The organism is Massilioclostridium coli (assembly GCF_900095865.1).
In the GTDB taxonomy this organism is placed as follows: domain Bacteria; phylum Bacillota; class Clostridia; order Oscillospirales; family Ruminococcaceae; genus Massilioclostridium; species Massilioclostridium facile.
Genome location: NZ_FMIZ01000005.1, coordinates 365,627 through 388,347, shown reverse-complemented (window position 1 = coordinate 388,347; position 22,721 = coordinate 365,627). Strand labels below are relative to the sequence as shown.

The window sequence follows — 22,721 nt, the reverse complement described above, 5'->3', positions numbered from 1 at the left end:
GTGACGGCATTTTTCTATTTTCCCAGGCCGTCTCCAGCCAAGTATCTTCGACGTTGATGAGCTTAACTACTGTGTTCGGTATGGGAACAGGTGGATCCTCATCGCCATTAACACCGTCTATTTCTTTTGAAGGTTCAGTACCCTCAAAACTGAATAAGTATCACGATTTTAGAACATATCATTGGTCAAGCCCTCGACCGATTAGTACTCGCTAGCTTAACGCCTCACGACGCTTACACTTTGAGCCTATCAACCTCGTAGTCTACAAGGGGTCTTACCTGGTTAACCCAGTGGGATATCTTATCTTAAGGACGGCTTCACGCTTAGATGCCTTCAGCGTTTATCCGATCCGCACATAGCTGCCCTGCCGTGCCATTGGCATGACAACAGGTACACCAGAGGTGCGTCCATCCCGGTCCTCTCGTACTAGGGACAGCTCCTTTCAAATATCCTACGCCCACGACAGATAGGGACCGAACTGTCTCACGACGTTCTGAACCCAGCTCGCGTACCGCTTTAATTGGCGAACAGCCAAACCCTTGGGACCGAATCCAGCCCCAGGATGCGATGAGCCGACATCGAGGTGCCAAACCTCCCCGTCGATGTGGACTCTTGGGGGAGATCAGCCTGTTATCCCCAGGGTAGCTTTTATCCGTTGAGCGACGGCATTTCCACTCACATACCGCCGGATCACTAACTCCAACTTTCGTTACTGCTCGACTTGTCAGTCTCGCAGTTAGGCTCGCTTATGCGTTTACACTCTAATGCACGGTTTCCGTCCGTACTGAGCGAACCTTTGAGCGCCTCCGTTACCTTTTAGGAGGCGACCGCCCCAGTCAAACTGCCCACCTAACAATGTCCCCCGACCAGATTCATGGCCGCAGGTTAGAATTTCAGCACTCCAAGAGTGGTATCCCAACGATGGCTCCACAAAAGCTGACGCCTTTGCTTCCTAGCCTCCCACCTATCCTGTACATGAAATACCAAAATCCAATATTAGGCTACAGTAAAGCTCCATGGGGTCTTTCCGTCTAGTCGCGGGTAACCGGCATCTTCACCGGTACTACAATTTCGCCGGGTGGATTGTTGAGACAGTGCCCAGATCGTTACACCATTCGTGCGGGTCAGAACTTACCTGACAAGGAATTTCGCTACCTTAGGACCGTTATAGTTACGGCCGCCGTTCACTGGGGCTTCAATTCAGAGCTCTCACTCCTCCTCTTAACCTTCCAGCACTGGGCAGGTGTCAGCCCCTATACGTCATCTTTCGATTTAGCAGAGACCTGTGTTTTTGATAAACAGTCGCCCGGGCCTATTCTCTGCGGCTCTATTGCTAGAGCACCCCTTATCCCTAAGTTACGGGGTCAACTTGCCGAGTTCCTTAACAACCCTTCTCCCGTTGGCCTTAGAATCCTCTTCCTACCTACCTGTGTCGGTTTGCGGTACGGGCTCCGAAGATATCCACAAAGCTTTTCTCGCCTTCATCCAAGTGTACTTCCTTACTCTAATTTCAGTCCCTTACGACCGGGTCTACCAACGCCCGGCTTACACCCTTCTAAAGTGTCCCTTTGCTTAAATCTTTTGGAGGCTACGGAATATCAACCGTATGTGCATCGGCTACGCCTTTCGGCCTCACCTTAGCTCCCGGCTTACTAGGAGCGGACGAACCTTCCTCCTAAAACCTTAGGCTTTCGGCCATTATGATTCTCACATAATTCTCGCTACTCATTCCGGCATTCTCACTCGTATACAGTCCACCACCGCTTCCGCTATGACTTCTCTCCGTATACGACGCTCCCCTACCCCTGATACTTACGTATCAAGCCCAAGCTTCGGTGTACATTTTAGCCCCGTTAAATTTTCGGCGCAGGACCACTCGACCAGTGAGCTATTACGCACTCTTTAAATGTGTGGCTGCTTCTAAGCCAACATCCTGGTTGTTTTCGCAATCCTACATCCTTTTCCACTTAAATGTACTTTGGGACCTTAGCTGTGGGTCTGGGCTCTTTCCCTTTTGACTATGAGACTTATCTCACACAGTCTGACTGCTGCCCATGATTATCCGGCATTCAGAGTTTGATAAGTTTCGGTAGCCTCTCGGCCCCTAGACTATTCAGTGCTTTACCTCCGGTAATCTTTATGGCAACGCTAGCCCTAAAGCTATTTCGGGGAGAACCAGCTATATCCAAGTTCGATTGGAATTTCTCCGCTATCCACATCTCATCCCCTACCATTTCAACGGGAGTGGGTTCGGTCCTCCATGACGTGTTACCGTCACTTCAACCTGGACATGGATAGGTCACCTGGTTTCGGGTCATACGCATGAAACTAAACGCCCCATTCAGACTCGCTCTCGCTTCGGCTCCGAACCTGAAGTTCTTAACCTTGCTACATACGTATACTCGCCGGACCATTCTACAATAGGTACGATATCACACTTTGACGTGCTCTATCTGCTTGTAAGCACAGAGTTTCAGGTTCTATTTCACTCCCCTCCCGGGGTTCTTTTCACCTTTCCTTCACAGTACTTTTCGCTATCGGTCATTAGGTAGTATTTAGGCTTAGAGGGTGGTCCCCCTATCTTCCCACGGGGTTTCACGTGTCCCGCGGTACTCTGGATACTGCTAGCTCTGATCTGTTTTCGGATACAAGACTTTCACTTCCTTTGGTGTGCCTTCCCATGCACTTCTCCTAACTCGTCAGATACACATTGCAGTCCGAACCCCAAAGATATTGCTACCTTTGGTTTGGCCTCTTTCCCGTTCGCTCGCCACTACTAGGAAAATCTCGGTTGATTTCTCTTCCTCGCCCTACTTAGATGTTTCAGTTCAGGCGGTTCCCCTCATATACCTATGGATTCAGTATATGATGACAGTGCATAACCACTGCCGGATTCCTCCATTCGGAATTCTACGGATCGATGTCTGCTTGCGACTCCCCGTAGCATATCGTTGCTTACCACGTCCTTCATCGGCTCCTAATGCCAAGGCATTCTCTCTGCGCTCTTTGTAGCTTGACCATTTGAATTATGTTCTCCAACTTTTTCAAATTGTAGTAGTATTTTTACCCTTTTTTAAAAAAGATATTTGTCTTAACTACTTTTATCGCTTTACTTATTCAGTTTTCAAGGTACTTCTTCTTTGTTACTTTTTCAAGTAACTTGGTGGGCTCAAGTGGACTCGAACCACCGACCTCACGCTTATCAGGCGTGCGCTCTAACCACCTGAGCTATGAGCCCATGTTAGATTCGGCTGTCGGTCTCTCTTTTCCCTGTTCAACCTTTCGGTTGTGGTGGAGATGAGGAGGATCGAACTCCTGACCCCCTGCGTGCAAGGCAGGTGCTCTCCCAGCTGAGCTACACCCCCATTTTCCAGGGTTTCTAGGTTGCCGCTTTTCCCATCAATTATTTTTCTGAAGACTCAGGGCCTTCAAAATTAAACAATATAGCTCCTAACACTTACCATCCTGTCAGTTCTCCATAGAAAGGAGGTGATCCAGCCGCACCTTCCGATACGGCTACCTTGTTACGACTTCACCCTAATCATCAACCCCACCTTCGACAGCGCCCTCCTTGCGGTTAGGCTACTGGCTTCGGGTGTTGCCAACTCTCATGGTGTGACGGGCGGTGTGTACAAGGCCCGGGAACGTATTCACCGCGGCATGCTGATCCGCGATTACTAGCAATTCCGGCTTCATGCAGGCGGGTTGCAGCCTGCAATCCGAACTGAGACTATTTTTAGGGGTTTGCTCCTCCTCGCGGTATTGCTTCCCTCTGTTAATAGCCATTGTAGTACGTGTGTGGCCCAGGTCATAAGGGGCATGATGATTTGACGTCATCCCCACCTTCCTCCGTTTTGTCAACGGCAGTCCCATTAGAGTGCTCTTGCGTAGCAACTAATGGTAAGGGTTGCGCTCGTTGCGGGACTTAACCCAACATCTCACGACACGAGCTGACGACAACCATGCACCACCTGTCTCAACTTTCCCCGAAGGGCACCTAACATATCTCTATCTCGTTAGTTGGATGTCAAGACCTGGTAAGGTTCTTCGCGTTGCTTCGAATTAAACCACATACTCCACTGCTTGTGCGGGCCCCCGTCAATTCCTTTGAGTTTCAACCTTGCGGTCGTACTCCCCAGGTGGATTACTTATTGTGTTAACTCCGGCACGGAAGGTTGACCCCCCCACACCTAGTAATCATCGTTTACAGCGTGGACTACCAGGGTATCTAATCCTGTTTGCTACCCACGCTTTCGAGCCTCAGCGTCAGTTAAAGCCCAGTAGGCCGCCTTCGCCACTGGTGTTCCTCCTAATATCTACGCATTTCACCGCTACACTAGGAATTCCGCCTACCTCTACTTCACTCAAGAACAACAGTTTTGAACGCAGTTTATGGGTTGAGCCCATAGATTTCACATTCAACTTGCTGTCCCGCCTACGCTCCCTTTACACCCAGTAATTCCGGACAACGCTCGCTCCCTACGTATTACCGCGGCTGCTGGCACGTAGTTAGCCGGAGCTTCCTCCTCAGGTACCGTCACTATCGTCCCTGAAGACAGAGGTTTACAATCCGAAAACCTTCTTCCCTCACGCGGCGTCGCTGCATCAGGGTTTCCCCCATTGTGCAATATTCCCCACTGCTGCCTCCCGTAGGAGTCTGGGCCGTGTCTCAGTCCCAATGTGGCCGTTCAACCTCTCAGTCCGGCTACTGATCGTCGACTTGGTGAGCCGTTACCTCACCAACTATCTAATCAGACGCGAGCCCATCTTACAGCGAATTTCTTTGATTATCTTACCATGCGATAAGTTAATGTTATGCGGTATTAGCGTTCGTTTCCAAACGTTATCCCACTCTGTAAGGCAGGTTGCTCACGTGTTACTCACCCGTCCGCCACTAAGATAGTCCATCGTCACCCCGAAGGGATCTAACAGGTATCTCCGTTCGACTTGCATGTGTTAGGCGCGCCGCCAGCGTTCGTCCTGAGCCAGGATCAAACTCTTAATTTAATCATATCAAAACATCCTCTCGAATGATTTAATCTAGCTCGTATTACTCGAATACGCTAACGTCATTTTTTCTAAAATAACTAAAACTCTTGAATTAACAAGGATTGGTTCGTTTTCGTTACTTACTATATTGTTTAATTTTCAAGGTCCTGTTTTTGTCGTTTCTTGACCGCTGCCCTCAAGCAGCTTTACTATTTTATCACATCTCTGTGATTTTGTCAAGCTTTTTTTGAAAGTTTTTTGTTTCTTTCGTTTCGCTTGCCTCAGAAGCGACTTATTTATTATATCATATCGCTTCCTCTTTGTCAAGATGTTTTTTCATCTTTTTTCGTTTCTTCCTTTTTGCTCAACGGCGCCTCTTGCCCTCCCGGCCGCTCTTCCGTTGCAGCTTTAATAATATATCACACCTTCTCCCTTTTGTCAACTACTTTTTCCTTTTTTCTGTGGTTTAGCTATTTTTATGACATTTTAGTTATTTATATTCAACAATACTTTTTCTTATTATTCCCTTTTTTAGAATGGTTATTCGGAAATGAATTGATAATCTATTTATTATTTGATATAATAGAAATCACACTTAAAACTATCATATTTAAATGATATCGTTAGAAAAATAAGGAGTGGTTTTATGCCGATTAATATACCGAGCAGTTTACCAGCTGCCACAACATTGGAAAATGAAAACATCTTTATTATGAATCAAGAACGGGCTGATAAACAGGATATCCGTCCTTTAAAAATTTTACTATTAAATTTAATGCCCAAAAAAGTAGAAACCGAAACCCAAATCTTGCGTTTATTAAGTAACTCTCCTTTGCAGGTAGATATTGAGCTACTTCAAACCGCAAGCCACGTTTCAAAAAATACTCCCCAAACCCACATGCTGAAATTTTATAAAAACTTTGAGGATATTAAAACCCAGCGTTTTGATGGTATGATTGTGACAGGCGCACCTTTAGAAAATATGGAATTTGAGGATGTAGATTATTGGCAAGAGCTTACTACCATATTTGACTGGGCAAAACACAATGTTTTTTCTACATTAAATATCTGCTGGGGGGCTATTGCTGCACTTTATTATCAGTATGGTATCAAACGAAAATTACAAGAAGAAAAAATATTTGGAATTTTTCCTCATAGTGTCTTAATTCCAAACCATCCATTAGTTCGTGGTTTTGATGAAACTTTTTATGTCCCACATTCCCGCTATTTTTATATTCCTGCTCAAGAAATTGATGAAAATCCAAATCTGGACTTGCTTACTGTCTCCCATTTATCCGGCGTACATATTATTGCCTCTAAAAATGGGCGTGACTTTTTTATCACTGGCCATTCTGAATATGATCGCGATACTTTGGCGAATGAATACCAACGGGATATGGACAAAGGCTTAAATATTTTAGTACCTTATAATTATTTTCCAAATGATGATCCCAACGAAACACCGCGTTTTATTTGGCGTAGCCATGCCAACCTCTTATTTTCTAACTGGTTAAACTATGTGGTATACCAAAATACACCTTACGACTTAAAAGAATTAGATTTATATCATGGTTGAGATTCATTCTCAACCATTTTTTTGTGATTATTCACAGGAAACCAACCTAAAAAATGAATATTTATACAAAAATAAAGTTTTTAATCAAAATATATTGCATATTTATTCATTTGGTGTATAATATAAATAGAACTAAAAAAACAATTAGAAAGGAGATCTTGCTATGTTAACAAATGTCTGTACACCCAATATTCAAAATGAGGAAAGTTATAACCATGTCCCTAAAAAGGCGCTGCTCTTTTTCCCATCTACGGATAACCTAGCAGGTATCGCCTTAGCAGAAGATTTGTTCCAGTTAGGTTATCAATTATATGCTCCTATCTCAGTAGCGCATACTTTAAATCAAAATATGATACCAACCAGTATCATTCCCAATGGAAATCCAGATTTATCTTTTGATTATATTATTGGTATAGAAACTGCCCAAACTATCTCTGATTTTTCCGCCCATGGATGTGTATATTTTTCGAATATTCATGAGGCTCATATAGCAATTGCTTCTTAAATAGTTTCTCATAAAAAAGGCTGCTGCAAAGAATTCTTTACAGCAGTCTTTTTCTTTTATCAAATTGTTTTAATGAGCCTTTGACAGAGCAGTTAAAAAACCTAAAATAATTGAAATGGAACGCTCTGCTGCCATCTGAACAAAAGTAGGGAAGTCAATATTAGAATTATCATCCCCATTATCAGAAATTGCCCTCAACACGGCAAAAGGAAGTTTGTTTTGTGTACAAACATGTCCAATAGAAGCGCCTTCCATTTCATAAGCAATCGCATGAAATTCCCGGTACAACTCTTCTACTTTGGAATTGGAGTTGATAAATTGGTCTCCCGACGCAATCAAACCGGATTTACAATGAACTCCTACTCGCTCTGCGGCAGAAATCAGTTGCTGGGATAAATGGCTGTTTGCTGGCATTTGCACCAAATTCAATCCAGAAATATATCCTTTTGGGTCACCGAGCGGAGATGTATCCATATCATGTTCTACTACAGCATTTGCTACAACAACATCTCCAATATTTAAGCTGTGGTAACCTCCGGAAACACCAATATTAATAATGGCATCAGGACGATATGCCAAAATCATCGTCTGGGCACAAATGGCTGCATTTACTTTCCCCACACCAGCTTTTGCAACGATGACCTCAACACCACACAATTTTCCCGAAAAAAAATCCACAGTACTAATCGATTCAACAGTATAATCCTCTAGTTGATGTTTTAATCCATCCACTTCACTATCCATCGCACCAATAATCCCGATTTTCATAAGCTGCATTCCTCCATTCGATTCAATTTGTTTTATTATATCATACAAATACAATTCTGACAAAGCGGAAATTTACCAAGGATAGTTATTGTTTTTTTTTGCATTTTATAATACAATAAAACTAGTATTAAAAGAAAAAGGAGTTCGTGACTATGGTACAAATCGGAAACGATTGGGACACAATATTAGCAGAGGAATTTGAACAGGAATATTACCAAAAATTGCGGAAAATATTAGCACATGAATACAAAACGCAAACAATCTATCCAAATATGTACGATATTTTTAACGCTCTGAAATATACTTCCTACGAAAACGCAAAAGTTGTTATTTTAGGACAGGACCCTTACCATGGTCCTGGACAAGCCCATGGTTTGTCTTTTTCTGTAAAAAAAGGAATGAATGTCCCTCCATCCCTACAAAATATTTATAAAGAAATTCAAGCCGATTTGGGCTTGCCAATCCCAACCCATGGAGAGTTGACGCAATGGGCAAAACAAGGGGTTATGTTACTCAATACTGTGCTGACAGTACGTGCCCGTTCCGCTAACAGCCATAAGGATATTGGTTGGCAGATTTTTACCGACCATATTGTACAAAAATTAAATGAACGAGAAAAACCTCTGGTCTTTTTACTATGGGGGGCAAACGCCAAAAGAAAACGGGAACTTATTACTTCCCCACAGCATTTGATTTTAGAAGCAGCCCATCCAAGCCCATATTCTGCATACAATGGATTTTTTGGGTGCCACCATTTTTCCAAAGCCAACGAATTTTTAAAACAAACCGGTCAACAGCCAATTGATTGGCGGATTGACTAACAATTGCCAAAAGGAGCGTTTCTATGAAATATTTAAACTATCTAAAGGAAAAATTAACCCCTATTGCTTTAATCATTTTATCTATCCTTTATTTACTTGAAGTCGATTTTTCCAGCATTACAATTTTAAACTGGATTGCATTTGTTATAGCCGCTGCAACCTTAATTCCATTGATCATTACTTTTATCATACATCTAGTAAAAGATTATCGAGAAAAGGCAGATTCATCAGAAGAAAATTAAATTGAGAAACATCTTCTCTTTGTTTTTTAGAATCTTGAACGCTCTATATTACCAATATTTCTTTGTTTTATCTTTACTCTACTCATATAACAAACGATTTCAAGCTTATCCTTTTGGCGAATATTTTTTGCTTAAACAGTAATAAAAAACTCCAATCCAGTTAGATTGGAGTTTTTTATTACTATCTTTTTAAGAACGGTTCCCTCTACGGGAATAGGAACTACCACGTTTCCCATCCATATTCCGTTTAATATCAGACATTTTTTCTTCGCTACTCTGTTTAAACTTATTCAGCATGTCTTCAAACGACATTGGAGCATTATTTTTTGGACGGTCAAAATTGCGTGGTCCTCCAGAACGAGGGCGTTGTGTTTGACGGTTCCCGGATGGAGGAGCGTCTGGTTTTGGCTGCGCTTGTTTTATTGACAAGCTAATCTTGCCATCGTCACCAACTTTTAGCACTTTTACCTTGACTTGGTCTCCTTCTTTTAAATGGTCCGAAATTTCTTTTACATAACCGTTCGAAATTTCAGAAATATGTACCATTCCTGTTTTTCCTTCCCCTAAATCAACAAAAGCACCAAAATTTGTAATTCCTGTAACTTTACCTTCTAAAATTTTACCCACATCAAGCTGCATAAAAAACCCGACTGCCTCCTTAAATCATTAAATTTTATTCTTGTGTAATATCTACAAATACCCGTTCGCGCGGGGAAACATACCCCAGTTTTTCTCGGGCTATTTTTTCAATATAAGCCCGGTCCATACCAGAATCCAGCAATTGTTGCAGTTCTTTGTTTTCATTGGTTTGTTGTTCCACCTTGGCCTGTAACGCCACTAGCTCACGCTTTTTTTGCGCAATATCCACCTGTAACGTTACCAAACGCCCTACTACTGCAATGGCAAAAACCAAAACTGCTATTTTAAATATGATATTTTTTGGTTTCCTTTTCTTTTTAATTTTCGCCATATCCGGCCTTTCTTTCTGACAGGTTGTTGCTCCCGCTGTTTCCATTTATTTTTCGGATTAAAGTAATTATACACCATAACTGCTTTCGACTGCAAGATATTTTTCAGTTTTTTCCATAATTTTCTGAAAACATTCCGTAAATAACGCAATGGTTTTCGAAATAACCGGAAAATCTGCTTCAATGGAAATAGAAGAATCCGGAAAATAAAACCAAAAATCTTTTTTATCCATCGAATAATCCATTCTGCACATCGGTAAACAATCTTGCCAACGGTACCATAATACAATACAAAGCCCAGCAATTCTCCAATTAAAAAATAACCTCGTATAATTCCCTGATTTACTGCCTGATAAAAGAAAAAGCTGACAATTGCCGCCAATAAAAAAAAGAGTAAGTCTTCTATAAAAATCAATACTTTTCCAGATGGCACAGCAATCCGTAAAATACGGAATATATCATAGCAAACACCCAACACAGTCCCCAATAAAGTAGACCATAAAAAAATGACTGCTTCAGGCGACAAAATCATATTCATGGTTGTCTACCCTATTTAAAAAGCTTGGTAAAAAAGCTAGAAGCAGAACGTTTTTCCTGTTCACTATACACCAAGGAATCCACTGTCCCTTCCAAGGAAAGTTCTCCAGTATCCGTATTGAATTGATTGATATGTAGATTTACTCCTTTCACTGTCAACATACCTAAATTTGTTTCCATAGCAACAGAACGGTCATCAAAACTATCTACATCTTTCACACCGGATACTGTTAGGCTTTTCCTGTTTTCCAATATAATATTCTGTACCGCAACACGTTTCGTTTCCTCAATCATCTGAATCCCTCCATATTTTTGTTAGTAACATTATATGTTTTTTTCCTAACAAAAATACCGGATCCGGTGGATTATGCCTCTATTACTTGGTAATGGTCCGAAGCATCTGCCTTGGTTACATGTTCGCTAATGCTCAGCACTTTTACTTTCAATGGATTTGCTCCCAGGTTAATTTGAATGATATCTCCAATTTTTACATCATAGGAAGCTCTAGCTGGCTTTCCATTTACTTCTATTCTTTTGGCATCACAGGCTTCATTCGCCACTGTTCGGCGTTTAATTAGCCTTGTTACTTTTAAATATTTATCTAAACGCATATATGTTTCCTTATCTAAAATAAAAATGATATAAAAATCGTCGGCAGTTTAGTACAGCCGACGATTGATTGTATTTGTTATTTCGCAACAGCGTCTTTTAAAGCTTTTCCAGCTTTAAAAGCGGGAACTTTTGTAGCAGGGATGTGCATAGGTTCACCATTTAATGGGTTTCTGCCATCTCTTGCTTTACGCTCACGAACTTCAAATGTACCAAATCCAACAAGCTGTACTTTATCGCCTTCTGTCAGAGCTTCTGTAATTGCTTCAATTGCAGCTACAACTGCTTTTTCTGCGTCTTTTTTTGAGAGTTCTGCTTTAGAAGCTACAACACTGATTAACTCAGATTTTGTCATTTTGCGTTACCTCCATTTTTCACTTAATAATAAAAATATATTCAATAGGTAATCCCCTATGAATTACTGAATGGTCTTTGCTTTTTTCCAAAGTTCATCTAACTGTTCCAGGCTTGCCTCAGTCATTTCCATTCCTTGTTCCCGACACAGATGTTCTACCTTAGCGAAGCGGGAAATAAATTTATTGCAGGATTTTGTTAAGGAATGTTCGCTATCTATCTTTGCAAAACGGGATACATTAACACAACTAAACAACACATCCCCTAATTCCTCGTCTATATTCTCCTGGTTTCCATCTGTAATGGCTTGTTTTAATTCTTCCACTTCACTGACCAAATCATACATTGCTCCTGCAATATTTGGGTATTCAAATCCTGCTTTTGCAGCTCTGCTTTGTATCTTTTCACTTTTCATCAAAGCTGGCAGTACTGCCGGAACACTTTGCAATGTTTCTGTAAAAGAAGTTTGCCCCTTTGTTTTCCGTTTAATACTATCCCAGTTTGTCAGCACTTCATCGGAGTCAGCAACAGAGAGGTTTCCAAACACATGAGGATGTCGTACTATTAGCTTTTTACAAACCCCATCACAAACATCATCAAAGGTAAAACGACCTTCCGATTCTTCAATCTGGGAATGGAATACCACTTGCATCAGGACGTCCCCCAATTCCTCCTGTAATAGGATGGGATCTTCCTTGTCAATCGCTTCTACGACTTCATAGGTCTCTTCAATCATATTTTTGCGGATTGACTGGTGAGTCTGCACCTGGTCCCAAGGGCAACCATTTTCCCCACGAAGGATTTTCATGATGTCCAAAAGGTCTTCTATCTTGTAATGCTCTTTCTGCTCAAAATCCACCATTGAATAAAATCCTCTTTTACCACAAATGTTAGCCCAGTCTGTTTCTTGGCTTACATTTTACTATACTACCCGAAAACACAGGATTTTTCAAGTGTTTTTGCGATTTATTTTTGATAAATTGAAAATATTTTCTAATTTTCTTGTGGCTGTTCCGTTTCTTCTGGAATCCAATCCTGTTCTTCCGCTGGTTCTACATGGATTTCATCTGATTTTTCCTGTTGTTCCAGTTTACATCCACACTTAGAACAATAAGAAGCTTCCTGAGGATTATTATAACCGCAGCAAGGGCATTTGATTACTTTTTTTAGTTCCGCTATTTTATCCTCTGTTTCTTTTAAATGGTCTAGCAAGTCATCAATCTCATCCACAATAGAATTTACTAGTTCAGGATTTTCATAATCCGCTTTGACCATGTTATAAACAGCATTGCCTAACTTTTCATACTGGGAACGGATGTCACCATTAATCTGTGCTACTTGTATTTTGTATTTTGAAATCTCTACAATTTCACCTGTTTTTTTTCCGGCTGCATTCGCCACATCTTTGGTCTTATCCCAAATTTCTTCCCATACACCCATAAAATATTCCTCCTTTTCAGAATTACTGTATCTGTTTTGTGTATTAGTTATTTCTACTATACTCTTAGAATATAGCACTCCCTCATACATGCAGTATTCTATTTATTAATACTATTTATTATAGTAAAAAGCAAATATCGTTTCAATTACATTTTCATGAACAAATATAAGATTTGGTTTAAATCAGGCTCAATTTATTTGCAAAATATGAAAAATATTTCGATATTCCATTCTTTTTCGAATGAAATGACCATTTTATTGGATTATTTTGCAAACTCGTTAATCAGAGAACCGCTTGGAAGTTCTTCTAATCCAATTGTTTCAAAAAGTTGCAATGCATTTTGTAAAGTTTCCACTGTTTTGTGATATTCTGGGTCTTGTACTTGTTCCAATAGTGGCAATAGCATTTCTCTATAGAGCAACGGCTCATAAAGATGCAGGGAGTCAATTACATCATCCGCCCGATTTTGGTAAGGGATAATATATTTTCGTTCCCCTTCCACCACATTCCGCCACATCTGCAACGTTTTTTTCGCAGAGGCATTTCTATGTTTGCTATCCCGCAAAATTCGACGCATCAATCTAATATTTCTGGATGTCAATACAATCTGCCCATCGGATTCATATTCACTTTGGACGGAAATATAAACCCGGTAAATATTTTTCTCTTTGCCTTCTGGAATCATTAATGGGTTTAACGCATGAATCCCTTCTACAATCACAACATGATTGGTAATCTCCAAAAAACGATCTCCAGAACGTTTTCCCTGTTTAAAGTCATAACAAGGGATACGAGTCCATTTCTGTTCCAATAGTTCTTGGCAGCAACGGTGGAACAAGTTTAAGTCCAATGCTCGCACACTTTCGAAATCCCGTTCTCCACTGGGCAAAATAGGGGTTTTATCCGCATTCAGAAAAAAATCATCCAAGGAAATCATAACAGATTGTACCCCCAAATGCTCCAACTCCTTACAGAGCAACTGGGCAGTTGTCGTCTTTCCAGAGGCAGAAGGTCCAGATATTAAAATAATTTTTTTGCATTTTTTATTGCTGTTAATTCGTTGTGCCACCCGCTGGATTTCATTCCGATATTTCCGTTCAGAGTAATCCACAATATGGTGCGCGCCTTGCATAGCCATCAGGTTTATTGTTTGGACGTTAAATTGATCATTTCTCATAAAAATTCACCACCTGCTGTTTCCGGCGAATCATCTCGCTAAATCCATTGTTGTATTCATATGGATATTTATAGTTAAAAATACGGGAAATCCCTGTTTCATCTACTAATTTTGTAACAGCACCAGCGCCCACCGCCAAAATAGTCTGATTTTCTTCCATGATATACACATTATAAGGGCTTTCAAATCCCGGTTTGGAATATCCTACATTTTCCAGGTTATCAATCATATTTTTCTGCCGATAAAGGTAATAGGGCATATATCCTGCTTGTCGCAGATGATTTCCAGCATAAGAAACCATTTCTGCAACCAGGCTGTTCCGATTGGGTTTTTCCCCTGCTGCATAAAAATCAGAAGACCGTTTGATAGTAAGGGTATGTACCGTAATATTTTCTGGTTGTAAAGCAATTGCCTGATCAATCGAATGTTGGAAGCTCTCTAAGCTTTCCAAAGGCAGCCCTGCAATCAAATCCATGTTAATGCAGGAAATCCCTAATTTCCGAGCCATCTGGTAACAATCTATTACATCCTGCGCTGTATGCTTCCGCCCTACATTCCGCAACACTTCATCATTGAAGCTTTGCGGATTAATACTAATACGGGATACTCGATATTTCTTTAATACTTGTAATTTTTCCAGTGTAATCGTATCCGGACGACCAGCTTCCACTGTGTATTCCGATAACTGACTAAGGTCAAAATGCTTTTGGATACAGACAAAAAGTTCTTCCAACAGTTCTGCACTCAACGCGGTAGGTGTTCCGCCGCCAAAATAAACTGATTCCAACTTTAAACCAAGATTTTTCACAATCTCTCCGGTTACTGCTAGTTCGGCTATTAGATTTTTGACATATTCCCTCATCAATTCTATCGACGCTTTGGTCGCAATTGCCTGAGAAACAAAGGAGCAATAACTACATCTTGTAGGGCAAAAAGGAATGGAAATATATAAACTAAATACTTTGGGCTGACATTCCATTACAAAGCACCTTTGCTGTACGGAAAAGGTTTTTAGACATAAATCAATTTTTTCATCACTGACAAAATATTTGGTTTTTAAAATTTTTCTTACTTGTTCAGGAGAATTTCCCTGCTCCATCAACTGATGGACCGTTTTCACCGGTCGTATTCCCGTCATCATCCCCCACGGCAACTGGCGATTCAACAAACGGGATAAGGCTAAATATAGCGCGGCGCAAAGCTGCAAACGGGCTTCCTGTTCCGAAACATCCTGTGCCATTACAAAATGCGCAGCCTGTTTTTTTCCATTCAAACAGGCAATGGCCAGCAAATAAATGTGGTGTTTTCCCTGTTTTTTGCGGGTAATCACCCAATCTTTCTCTGTCCCAGATTGGTCATGGTCTGAAAAGCGGACCGTGGGAAAAAATATTTTAATTAAACTTTCAATTTGATATTTATGATTGTGGCCAATTAAACTGAGTTTCATACAGATTCCCTTCTTACTTTTTACCTACCGAGGAAAATAAGGATTATATTTTTTTTCTTCCTCCAAAGTAGTATTTTCACCATGCCCTGTACAAATAATAGAATCCCCTGGAATTGCAGCAATCCGTTGCAATGATTTTTGCTGTGCCACAGGGTCTCCACCATAGGTATCATTGCGTCCGATTTCTCGTTTAAATATAGTATCCCCAGAGAAAATAACACCATCTGTCAAATACATACAGCTTCCCCTAGAATGTCCTGGTGTGTGCATTACATGGAAGGTGATTTCTCCAAATGGAATCGTATCTCCATCTTTCAACAAAACATCTGCTTCCGCAGAGGTAAAATTCTTCGATATTACCTGCTGGAACAATTTGGATAAATTTTTGCTAGGGTCTTGCAGTAACTCCTGATCCTGTTCATGGATATATACTTTACAATTGGTCTTTTCTTGGATTTCATGTACCCCACCAATATGGTCAAAATGTCCGTGGGTTAACAATACCATCGTAATTTCTTTTCCATCCTTTTGGACAGCATCTACAATCTGTGCCCCATTCGCACCTGGGTCAATGATAGCTGCCTGATTTTGGTCATTGTATACAACAAAACAGTTGGTTTGTACTGGACCTAATACATATTGTTTTATCTTCATGGTATCTATCACTCCTTAATATGAAAACGATTACCGCAGAAAATCTGTTTTATTCCAAGATTTCCTGCGGTAAAAACAACCTTATTTGACAATTAGTTCGTCAGTATCCAAAATAATGGTAACAGGTCCATCATTGGTAATGTTCAATTCCATATCCGCTCCAAACTCACCAGTCTCCACCTGTTCCACTCCATTTATGTGTAGCTGTTGAATAAAATATTCGTATAGTGGTTTCGCCACTTCTGGCCTGGCAGCCTTAGAAAAAGAAGGCCTACGCCCTTTTTTGCAGTCTGCACCCAAAGTAAAATTGGATACCAACAAAATTCCACCGTTGATATCTTGCAAAGAAAGATTCATTCTATCCTGCTCATCGGAAAATACCCGAAGTCCTGCCAGTTTTGTGGCAAGGGTATCTGCTTCTTTTTTGGTATCCCCTTCTATAATTCCCAACAATACCATAAACCCTTGTTGAATTTCCCCAACTATTTCTCCGTCAATGGATACACTGGAATGGGTAGTACGTTGTAAAATTGCTTTCATTGGTTTGTCTCCTTGCTATTCTTCTATTTATTCGCACGCTCTACTGAGATAACTCCTTCAATCTTATGGATTCTTTGGATAATGTTATTTAACTGTTCTACACCCGCAATCGCAATGGTAACCACAATATTGGCATTTCCATTTTTGAGTTCGCGAGCATTAATTTCGTGAATTGGTACCCTAAAGTTTGCCAAAACCACGCTGACATCAGCTAATAGCCCTGTGCGGGAATCTGCCACAATATCCAAAGTGGAACGATAACTGGTTGGTGCGGATTGCTCCCAACGAACATGAATCCAACGGTCTACCTGAGAAGGGTCTTTCATAGAAGAAAGCACATTGACACAATCTTTTTTGTGAATTGAGACCCCATGGCCACGGGTGATAAATCCAATAATATCGTCGCCTGGCAAAGGATTACAACACTGGGCAAATTTCACCAAGCAATTATCAATCCCTTCTACAATTACCCCGCTCGTTGCTTTGGTATGAGTAATTTTTGGGGCTTCTGAAACAGGTTCCTGTTCTGATTTAATCAGTTTAATATATGCTTCTTTGACCCTTGGAATAATTTTGGATAAACTGATACCTCCATATCCAATGGCAGCATAAAATTCTTCCAGGTTTTCGCAATGGTTTTTTTTGCACATTCCTTCCAAAAATTCTGCCATTTGTTCATCCGGGAGATAAATTTTATTGCGTTTTAATTCTCGTTCTAATTCTGCTTTTCCTTCTACAATATTCTCTTCCCTGCGCTCTTTTTTAAACCAGGAACGGATTTTACTGCGTGCTTCACTGGTAGCGACAATTTTTAGCCAGTTTCTACTTGGACCATGATTTTCCGACTTAATGGTGATAATTTCAACCACTTGACCCGTTTTCAACTTAGTGTCTAATGACACAATACGTCCATCAATTTTTGCACCAATCATACGGTTCCCAACTGCGCTGTGAATCGCATATGCAAAGTCAATCACGGTAGACCCAACTGGTAATGCTTTTACATCTCCTTTTGGGGTAAACACAAAAACTTCCTCTGAACCAATATCGGTTTTAATACTTTGCATAATATCTTCCGCATCTTGGGATTCTTGCTGTGCTTCAATAATCTGCCTTACCCACGCCAAACGCTCTTCCAGATTATCTTTTCCACGGATTCCTTCTTTGTATTTCCAATGGGCGGCAATCCCATATTCCGCGGTATAGTGCATTTCCCATGTCCTAATCTGAATTTCGAACGGAATCCCTTCTTTAGCAATCACGGTAGTATGCAATGATTGGTACATATTCGGTTTTGGCATCGAAATATAATCTTTAAATCGGTTTGGAATCGGTGTAAATAAATCGTGCATCGCACCTAAAATATTATAACATTCTAGCACAGAATCCACAATCACACGGATCGCATAAATATCATATACTTCATCAAATTCCCGCCCTGCCATATATACTTTCCGGTAAATTCCATAAATACTTTTTACTCGTCCATCAATCTTAGCAGAAATATTTAACTCCTGTAAACGGGCGGCAATTTTCTGTTTGATATACTCAATATAGTTTTGGTTGTTTAGGGCGCGATCCTTTAATTTTTGTTGGATTTCTCGATAAGCAACTGGATCCAAATATTGCAATGCAAGGTCCTCTAGCTCTTCTTTTACTGGCCGTATTCCCAAACGGTGGGCAATTGGCGCATAAACCTCCATAGTTTCCAAAGATTTATCCCGTTGTTTTTGTTCTGGCCAAAATTCCGCAGTACGCATGTTGTGCAACCGGTCTGCTAGTTTGATAATAACCACACGGATATCCTTCGCCATCGCCAGCAACATTTTTCGGACATTTTCTGCTTGCTGTTCCTCTTTTGTTGTCAATGGGATTTTGCCCAGTTTTGTAACGCCATCCACCAATAAGGCAACATCTTCCCCAAACTTCTTTTTTACTTCTTCCAACGAGACGGTGGTGTCTTCCACTACATCATGCAGCAACGCTGCTTCTACACACTCGTTATCCATCCCCAATTCTGCCAGTATACAAGCCACAGCAATTGGATGGGTTACATATGGTTCACCAGAAAGACGCAGCTGCCCTGTATGTGCGTCTTTTGCCACTTCATATGCCTTTGTAATTTTATCCAGATCAAACGGTCTGTCGGTTGCTTTTAACACATCCAATAATGTTTGAAATGTATACTCCATCTTACTTCACCCTATCTTTTTATTTCAATTGCGCCAAAATTTTAGATTCCGAAAGGTTTACTTTGGCAGTAGCCTCCTTCATCACCATAGTTTTCCCATCTTCTACCATTTCTAGTAATCCTTGTTCCTTTAAAATTTCAATAATAATGGATAATTTACAATAATTCATACCACTTTTTAAGGTTAACAGGTACAATTTTTCCGCATTACCCTCAAATTTTTTCAGATTATGTAGAGTCCGATAAATGGCCGCAATCTCATTCCGATTTGGTAATGCACGAGCTTTTATTTTGGGATCCTCTACCTCTCCACGCATAATATCCTCAAAGGCCCATTTGGCGCTAAAAAACCGATATTGTTCAAAAGAGCAAGGACGCATATCTTTAATTTTAACGGATACACTTTTACGCCCATTAAAATTATTGATATCCAAGCTGACAACTAGGTTGAGCATCGTCCCTCGTTTGAAATAAAAACGGGAGCGTGGGACACCAAACAACAAAGCTTGCATCATTCCTGTACCAGCAAAAAATTTCAGCTTCAGGTGTTTCCCACCAGCCAGTGGGATCACTTCTTCTAAACGTACATTTTTCATCAAAAACAATGGGGAAGGATTTTCACATCCAAATGGTTCTAAAACAGAAAGAGACTCCACATTTTCAACGGTGAGTTCTTTTAACGTCACTACCCTGTCAATCTTGTAAGAACTATCCGGCATACGTTTTAAATGGTTTTTCGCGTATAAATTAAGCCCTTTCCGGAATGCCTCTAAATCTTTTGTAGCAATTGTCATACCAGCGGCTTTGGAATGTCCACCCCATTTTACACATAAATCCCGGTTGGCATACATGGCCTGATAAAGAGAGAACCCATCAATACTTCTAGCAGACCCTGTTGCATACTCCCCGTCAATTTCCATTACAACAGAAGGCTTTCCATATCGCTCTGTAATCCTTGCGCTGACGATTCCCAAAATCCCTTTTGGCCATCCTTCTTTCGCAAATACTAATACACGGTCATGAAGGCAATTCGGATTTTCCGCTATCTGTTGCATAATCTCCTGTATAACACCTTGTTCCAATTGTTGCCGTTTTGTATTGAGTTCATTCAGTTCGGTAGAAATTGTATCTATCGTTTCTTTATCCTCGCTGGTAAACAGCTCAAACACCTTATTAGCCATATTAAAACGGCCAGCAGCATTAATACGAGGGACAATCCCAAACGCAATTACAGTTGCCAGTACATTGGAACGAGGGATCTTCGCTTTTTGGAACAATTTATTTAACCCTAAGTTTTCAGAAAACTCTAATAGCCGTAATCCTTCCTGAACCAAAGTACGGTTTTCACCAACCAAAGGGACAATATCACCGATCGTCCCAATCGCTACAAATTCCCCGGCAAATTGCAAAGCGCTCTGGTAATCCCCTTCTTCCATTGCCACGATTAGTTTAAAAGCAACACCAACACCAGCTAAATCTTTAAATTTTGATGGACAGTCACTGCGATGTGGGTTTATAACCGCCACTGCTTGAGGCAAAGTATCCCCTACCGCATGGTGGTCAGTTATGATAAGATCCATGCCAAGTTCCGCAATATAATCTGCTTCTTTTAAGGCAGAAATACCATTATCCACCGTAACAAGCAGTTGTACTCCTTGCTCATGGAATTGATCAATCGCTTCCTGATTTAACCCATAGCCACCTACATTTCTTTCTGGAATAAAAGCCTCTACTTCCGCTCCAATCGATAATAAATAGGTGTACAAAATATAAGTAGAAGTAATTCCATCACAATCATAGTCCCCATAAACTACAATTTTTTCCTGGTTTTCCAGCGCCTGATTTAAGCGTTCTACAGCCAGGTCCATGTCCTTTAAAACAAATGGGCTTTCCAATTCGCCTTGACCGAAATATTCCTCAATTTCTTCATCCTGAAACCCTCTAGTTGCCAGGATGTCCGCTATTATGTTGTTCACTCCAAATCGCTCTGAAATCTCCTCAGAACGTTCTGGCGATGCCGCGTGAAAAATCCATTTTTTTAAACTCATAGTATGCCTCACTCTATCCTGAAAATCAATTACTTTTTGTATTTATTATACATCATTTTTCTGTTCGTTTCAACTGTGCTTCTTTTAAAATCCCCCATAACCAGGCGATATTCTCCAAAAAATAGGATCGATTTTCCGAAAAAGAATCTTCTGTCCTTTTTGTAAAACATGAAAAAGAAAAAATAAAATTTGATCCGCAAACCCTATAAGCTAATATAATAAATCATAGTTATAGTCCGACATAAAAATACCTTTGGATAGTATACTATCCAAAGGTATTTTTTAACCCGAAACGAAATCTTTTTTAAGATATACCATATCAATAAGCTGTTTCCCCGCTTCATAAATGGGATGGTCATAAAAATCCACAAAAAAATTCGGAACCCGATGGGAATAGGAAAAACCACATTTTTCGTAAAAAGGAATTGTCAAAGGGCTGTCCCCAGTTCCAACCAGAAGATAATCTGCTATTTTTTGATAAAGTTGAAAAATATACTCCACCATTGCCTTTCCATATCCTTTGCCTTGAAAACTGGGGTCTGTTGCCAGGTTTTTGATTTCGTAAACCCTCTCCTGTACTTTTACCACAACGCAAACTGTTTTCACACCTTGGTCATATAAAACAAACAGTTCCCCTTGCTCCAAATAACGGTCAATCATGGATTCCTGTTCATCTGCCAATAATAACAAATCTAAAAATGCTTTTTTATGAGAGTAAACCCGTTTAATTTCCATCTATTTTCCTTTTCTGATAACGCTGACATAACCATATTGCAATATACCAGCCATATGCTATAATCCCTAATGAAAATAAAACATCAGAGGCATAATGTGCCCCCATAATAATCCTGCTAATAGCCATTAACAACAAATAAACGATTGGTAAAGCTGCGACTAAAATACGTTTCCATCTCGTCTGGATCAGTCCGGATAATAACAAAACACCAATGACCGCCATAGAGTTACCTGTATGTCCAGAAGGAAAAGAATGGTTTCCAGAAAAGGGATGCCATTGATACCATGGAACAAACTGGGAGATGTTTTCCATATCTCGAAACCGCAATCTTCCGGCAAATACTTTTACAATTGTAATAACCAAAAAAATCAACGCAGTAGCAACAAACATCGTCCATACAATTTTTTTAATTTGTATTAGCTTGTCCATATCCAGTTGTTTTCCTCCCAATTGGATCAGCAAATAAAAAGCCAGATAAATTGCTGTTAGAAACAATTCCTGTACCAATCCACTCAGTCCACCAGAAAACAACAAAATTAATACCACCACAATCGCCATAATCCCAACATCGACAACCCAGTAAATTTTCTTTGGATGCTTCCGCTTTTCCAAATAAATCAAAAAATGGAGACCAACCGCTAATAGAATAGGAGTTGTCAACCTACCTCCATTCTCAAAGGCAACTGCCCATTTCCAATCAGGATGGTAAAGCAATTGGGATATTTCCAAATCGTATTTTCCAAATACAATTGCCCCTAAAATCCAAAAACAGATTCCAGCAACTAACCATAAATTCCGTTTTGTTTTTGACAAAATTTCCATCCTTTCTTTTTTTGCTAATCAAACGGTCCCTTTCCTTATCATATTCTACATTTGTGCCAATAAAAAATTACCATTTCCCTTTTTTGATTCTGCCACCAATCAGAATCACACCAAAAGCCAATACAATCAACACAAAAGAGATCCAAATAGGAGCAAATACCCATATCCAACTCCATGCTATAAGACCTAAAAGTTTTAGAACAATAAAAATTAACGTCAATGTAGAAACAAAGCCCATACCACCGTTTTTTATTTTTTGATCCATACAATTCCTCCGCAAACTAATAAACAAATAT

General features: G+C 40.3%; 22 protein-coding genes, 2 tRNA genes and 3 rRNA genes. 4 read left to right on the top strand and 23 right to left on the bottom strand.

Annotated elements, in window-relative coordinates; all coding sequences use genetic code 11:
- Window position 1 precedes the first annotated feature (1 nt).
- The 5 genes from rrf to BQ2683_RS02255 all read right to left on the bottom strand — a co-directional run bounded on the left by rrf (window position 2) and on the right by BQ2683_RS02255 (window position 5,007).
- A 5S ribosomal RNA gene (rrf, locus tag BQ2683_RS02275) occupies window positions 2-118 on the bottom strand.
- Between the two features lie 63 nt (window positions 119-181).
- A 23S ribosomal RNA gene (locus BQ2683_RS02270) occupies window positions 182-3,019 on the bottom strand.
- Between the two features lie 142 nt (window positions 3,020-3,161).
- A tRNA-Ile gene (locus tag BQ2683_RS02265) sits at window positions 3,162-3,238 on the bottom strand.
- 51 nt (window positions 3,239-3,289) lie between these two features.
- A tRNA-Ala gene (locus tag BQ2683_RS02260) sits at window positions 3,290-3,365 on the bottom strand.
- A gap of 117 nt (window positions 3,366-3,482) precedes the next feature.
- Window positions 3,483-5,007: ribosomal RNA gene (locus BQ2683_RS02255) — 16S ribosomal RNA — on the bottom strand.
- The 16S, 23S and 5S rRNA genes sit together here with 2 tRNA genes alongside, the layout of an rRNA operon.
- Window positions 5,008-5,635: 628 nt before the next feature.
- Between BQ2683_RS02255 and metA the strand changes: the two genes are divergently transcribed.
- Together metA and BQ2683_RS02245 are read left to right on the top strand one after the other, a co-directional pair.
- Window positions 5,636-6,565, top strand: a complete 930-nt coding sequence (metA, locus tag BQ2683_RS02250; RefSeq protein ID WP_069987132.1) for a homoserine O-acetyltransferase MetA — start codon at window positions 5,636-5,638, stop codon at window positions 6,563-6,565.
- 163 nt (window positions 6,566-6,728) lie between these two features.
- On the top strand, window positions 6,729-7,070 hold the full coding sequence (locus tag BQ2683_RS02245) for a hypothetical protein (RefSeq protein ID WP_069987131.1): 342 nt from the start codon (window positions 6,729-6,731) through the stop codon (window positions 7,068-7,070).
- A 69-nt stretch (window positions 7,071-7,139) separates the two neighbouring features.
- Here BQ2683_RS02245 and BQ2683_RS02240 read toward each other — a convergent pair whose 3' ends face one another.
- Window positions 7,140-7,838: a 5'-methylthioadenosine/adenosylhomocysteine nucleosidase gene (locus BQ2683_RS02240; RefSeq protein WP_069987130.1), complete on the bottom strand. Its 699-nt coding sequence runs from the start codon at window positions 7,836-7,838 to the stop codon at window positions 7,140-7,142.
- A 152-nt stretch (window positions 7,839-7,990) separates the two neighbouring features.
- On the opposite strand from BQ2683_RS02240, the gene BQ2683_RS02235 reads away from it, so the two are divergent.
- Both BQ2683_RS02235 and BQ2683_RS02230 read left to right on the top strand, forming a co-directional pair.
- Window positions 7,991-8,659, top strand: coding sequence for a uracil-DNA glycosylase (locus tag BQ2683_RS02235; protein WP_069987129.1), 669 nt, complete (start codon window positions 7,991-7,993; stop codon window positions 8,657-8,659).
- A gap of 23 nt (window positions 8,660-8,682) precedes the next feature.
- The gene (locus BQ2683_RS02230) at window positions 8,683-8,901 is read left to right on the top strand and encodes a hypothetical protein (RefSeq protein ID WP_069987128.1); all 219 of its coding nucleotides are present in this window, start codon (window positions 8,683-8,685) and stop codon (window positions 8,899-8,901) included.
- A 189-nt stretch (window positions 8,902-9,090) separates the two neighbouring features.
- Here BQ2683_RS02230 and BQ2683_RS02225 read toward each other — a convergent pair whose 3' ends face one another.
- The 17 genes from BQ2683_RS02225 to BQ2683_RS02145 all read right to left on the bottom strand — a co-directional run bounded on the left by BQ2683_RS02225 (window position 9,091) and on the right by BQ2683_RS02145 (window position 22,690).
- Window positions 9,091-9,540, bottom strand: coding sequence for a S1 RNA-binding domain-containing protein (locus tag BQ2683_RS02225; protein ID WP_069987127.1), 450 nt, complete (start codon window positions 9,538-9,540; stop codon window positions 9,091-9,093).
- 34 nt (window positions 9,541-9,574) lie between these two features.
- On the bottom strand, window positions 9,575-9,871 hold the full coding sequence (locus BQ2683_RS02220; RefSeq protein ID WP_069987126.1) for an FtsB family cell division protein: 297 nt from the start codon (window positions 9,869-9,871) through the stop codon (window positions 9,575-9,577).
- Window positions 9,820-10,407 (bottom strand): spore cortex biosynthesis protein YabQ, encoded by a 588-nt coding sequence (gene yabQ / locus BQ2683_RS02215; protein WP_069987125.1) that lies wholly within the window; start codon window positions 10,405-10,407, stop codon window positions 9,820-9,822. The genes BQ2683_RS02220 and yabQ overlap by 52 nt, the downstream gene beginning before the upstream one ends.
- An 11-nt stretch (window positions 10,408-10,418) precedes the next feature.
- Window positions 10,419-10,700, bottom strand: a complete 282-nt coding sequence (gene yabP / locus BQ2683_RS02210) for a sporulation protein YabP (RefSeq protein WP_069987124.1) — start codon at window positions 10,698-10,700, stop codon at window positions 10,419-10,421.
- 71 nt (window positions 10,701-10,771) lie between these two features.
- Window positions 10,772-11,017, bottom strand: a complete 246-nt coding sequence (locus tag BQ2683_RS02205; protein WP_069987123.1) for an RNA-binding S4 domain-containing protein — start codon at window positions 11,015-11,017, stop codon at window positions 10,772-10,774.
- A gap of 77 nt (window positions 11,018-11,094) precedes the next feature.
- Window positions 11,095-11,370 (bottom strand): HU family DNA-binding protein, encoded by a 276-nt coding sequence (locus tag BQ2683_RS02200; RefSeq protein WP_069987122.1) that lies wholly within the window; start codon window positions 11,368-11,370, stop codon window positions 11,095-11,097.
- 63 nt (window positions 11,371-11,433) lie between these two features.
- Window positions 11,434-12,231 carry a nucleoside triphosphate pyrophosphohydrolase gene (gene mazG, locus BQ2683_RS02195; RefSeq protein WP_069987121.1) on the bottom strand — a complete coding sequence of 266 codons (798 nt, stop codon included), beginning with the start codon at window positions 12,229-12,231 and terminating at the stop codon, window positions 11,434-11,436.
- 131 nt (window positions 12,232-12,362) lie between these two features.
- Window positions 12,363-12,809, bottom strand: coding sequence for a zinc ribbon domain-containing protein (locus BQ2683_RS02190; protein WP_069987120.1), 447 nt, complete (start codon window positions 12,807-12,809; stop codon window positions 12,363-12,365).
- A 263-nt stretch (window positions 12,810-13,072) separates the two neighbouring features.
- Complete coding sequence (locus BQ2683_RS02185) at window positions 13,073-13,987, bottom strand: uridine kinase family protein (protein ID WP_069987119.1); 915 nt, start codon at window positions 13,985-13,987, stop codon at window positions 13,073-13,075.
- Window positions 13,977-15,434: a coproporphyrinogen dehydrogenase HemZ gene (gene hemZ, locus BQ2683_RS02180; RefSeq protein WP_069987118.1), complete on the bottom strand. Its 1,458-nt coding sequence runs from the start codon at window positions 15,432-15,434 to the stop codon at window positions 13,977-13,979. The genes BQ2683_RS02185 and hemZ overlap by 11 nt, the downstream gene beginning before the upstream one ends.
- A gap of 24 nt (window positions 15,435-15,458) precedes the next feature.
- Window positions 15,459-16,088 (bottom strand): MBL fold metallo-hydrolase, encoded by a 630-nt coding sequence (locus BQ2683_RS02175; RefSeq protein WP_069987117.1) that lies wholly within the window; start codon window positions 16,086-16,088, stop codon window positions 15,459-15,461.
- An 81-nt stretch (window positions 16,089-16,169) separates the two neighbouring features.
- Window positions 16,170-16,628, bottom strand: coding sequence for a D-aminoacyl-tRNA deacylase (gene dtd, locus BQ2683_RS02170; protein ID WP_069987116.1), 459 nt, complete (start codon window positions 16,626-16,628; stop codon window positions 16,170-16,172).
- Window positions 16,629-16,651: 23 nt separating this feature from the next.
- Window positions 16,652-18,820 (bottom strand): RelA/SpoT family protein, encoded by a 2,169-nt coding sequence (locus BQ2683_RS02165; RefSeq protein ID WP_069987115.1) that lies wholly within the window; start codon window positions 18,818-18,820, stop codon window positions 16,652-16,654.
- Window positions 18,821-18,839: 19 nt separating this feature from the next.
- On the bottom strand, window positions 18,840-20,867 hold the full coding sequence (gene recJ, locus BQ2683_RS02160; RefSeq protein WP_069987114.1) for a single-stranded-DNA-specific exonuclease RecJ: 2,028 nt from the start codon (window positions 20,865-20,867) through the stop codon (window positions 18,840-18,842).
- Window positions 20,868-21,149: 282 nt separating this feature from the next.
- Complete coding sequence (locus BQ2683_RS02155; RefSeq protein WP_069987113.1) at window positions 21,150-21,602, bottom strand: GNAT family N-acetyltransferase; 453 nt, start codon at window positions 21,600-21,602, stop codon at window positions 21,150-21,152.
- Window positions 21,592-22,416 carry a phosphatase PAP2 family protein gene (locus BQ2683_RS02150; protein ID WP_069987112.1) on the bottom strand — a complete coding sequence of 275 codons (825 nt, stop codon included), beginning with the start codon at window positions 22,414-22,416 and terminating at the stop codon, window positions 21,592-21,594. The genes BQ2683_RS02155 and BQ2683_RS02150 overlap by 11 nt, the downstream gene beginning before the upstream one ends.
- A 76-nt stretch (window positions 22,417-22,492) precedes the next feature.
- The gene (locus BQ2683_RS02145) at window positions 22,493-22,690 is read right to left on the bottom strand and encodes a hypothetical protein (protein ID WP_069987111.1); all 198 of its coding nucleotides are present in this window, start codon (window positions 22,688-22,690) and stop codon (window positions 22,493-22,495) included.
- Window positions 22,691-22,721 lie beyond the last annotated feature (31 nt).

Excerpts from the sequence above, each read along its gene's own strand:
- BQ2683_RS02190 (WP_069987120.1), bottom strand. The coding sequence starts at position 12,809 with ATGGGTGTATGGGAAGAAATTTGGGATAAGACCAAAGATGTGGCGAAT.
- BQ2683_RS02245 (WP_069987131.1), top strand. The coding sequence starts at position 6,729 with ATGTTAACAAATGTCTGTACACCCAATATTCAAAATGAGGAAAGTTAT.
- BQ2683_RS02240 (WP_069987130.1), bottom strand. The coding sequence starts at position 7,838 with ATGAAAATCGGGATTATTGGTGCGATGGATAGTGAAGTGGATGGATTA.
- recJ (WP_069987114.1), bottom strand. The coding sequence starts at position 20,867 with ATGAGTTTAAAAAAATGGATTTTTCACGCGGCATCGCCAGAACGTTCT.
- dtd (WP_069987116.1), bottom strand. The coding sequence starts at position 16,628 with ATGAAAGCAATTTTACAACGTACTACCCATTCCAGTGTATCCATTGAC.
- BQ2683_RS02225 (WP_069987127.1), bottom strand. The coding sequence starts at position 9,540 with ATGCAGCTTGATGTGGGTAAAATTTTAGAAGGTAAAGTTACAGGAATT.
- BQ2683_RS02220 (WP_069987126.1), bottom strand. The coding sequence starts at position 9,871 with ATGGCGAAAATTAAAAAGAAAAGGAAACCAAAAAATATCATATTTAAA.
- hemZ (WP_069987118.1), bottom strand. The coding sequence starts at position 15,434 with ATGAAACTCAGTTTAATTGGCCACAATCATAAATATCAAATTGAAAGT.
- yabQ (WP_069987125.1), bottom strand. The coding sequence starts at position 10,407 with ATGAATATGATTTTGTCGCCTGAAGCAGTCATTTTTTTATGGTCTACT.
- BQ2683_RS02155 (WP_069987113.1), bottom strand. The coding sequence starts at position 21,602 with ATGGAAATTAAACGGGTTTACTCTCATAAAAAAGCATTTTTAGATTTG.
- yabP (WP_069987124.1), bottom strand. The coding sequence starts at position 10,700 with ATGATTGAGGAAACGAAACGTGTTGCGGTACAGAATATTATATTGGAA.
- BQ2683_RS02175 (WP_069987117.1), bottom strand. The coding sequence starts at position 16,088 with ATGAAGATAAAACAATATGTATTAGGTCCAGTACAAACCAACTGTTTT.
- metA (WP_069987132.1), top strand. The coding sequence starts at position 5,636 with ATGCCGATTAATATACCGAGCAGTTTACCAGCTGCCACAACATTGGAA.
- BQ2683_RS02145 (WP_069987111.1), bottom strand. The coding sequence starts at position 22,690 with ATGGATCAAAAAATAAAAAACGGTGGTATGGGCTTTGTTTCTACATTG.
- BQ2683_RS02165 (WP_069987115.1), bottom strand. The coding sequence starts at position 18,820 with ATGGAGTATACATTTCAAACATTATTGGATGTGTTAAAAGCAACCGAC.
- BQ2683_RS02230 (WP_069987128.1), top strand. The coding sequence starts at position 8,683 with ATGAAATATTTAAACTATCTAAAGGAAAAATTAACCCCTATTGCTTTA.
- BQ2683_RS02205 (WP_069987123.1), bottom strand. The coding sequence starts at position 11,017 with ATGCGTTTAGATAAATATTTAAAAGTAACAAGGCTAATTAAACGCCGA.
- mazG (WP_069987121.1), bottom strand. The coding sequence starts at position 12,231 with ATGGTGGATTTTGAGCAGAAAGAGCATTACAAGATAGAAGACCTTTTG.
- BQ2683_RS02235 (WP_069987129.1), top strand. The coding sequence starts at position 7,991 with ATGGTACAAATCGGAAACGATTGGGACACAATATTAGCAGAGGAATTT.
- BQ2683_RS02185 (WP_069987119.1), bottom strand. The coding sequence starts at position 13,987 with ATGAGAAATGATCAATTTAACGTCCAAACAATAAACCTGATGGCTATG.
- BQ2683_RS02200 (WP_069987122.1), bottom strand. The coding sequence starts at position 11,370 with ATGACAAAATCTGAGTTAATCAGTGTTGTAGCTTCTAAAGCAGAACTC.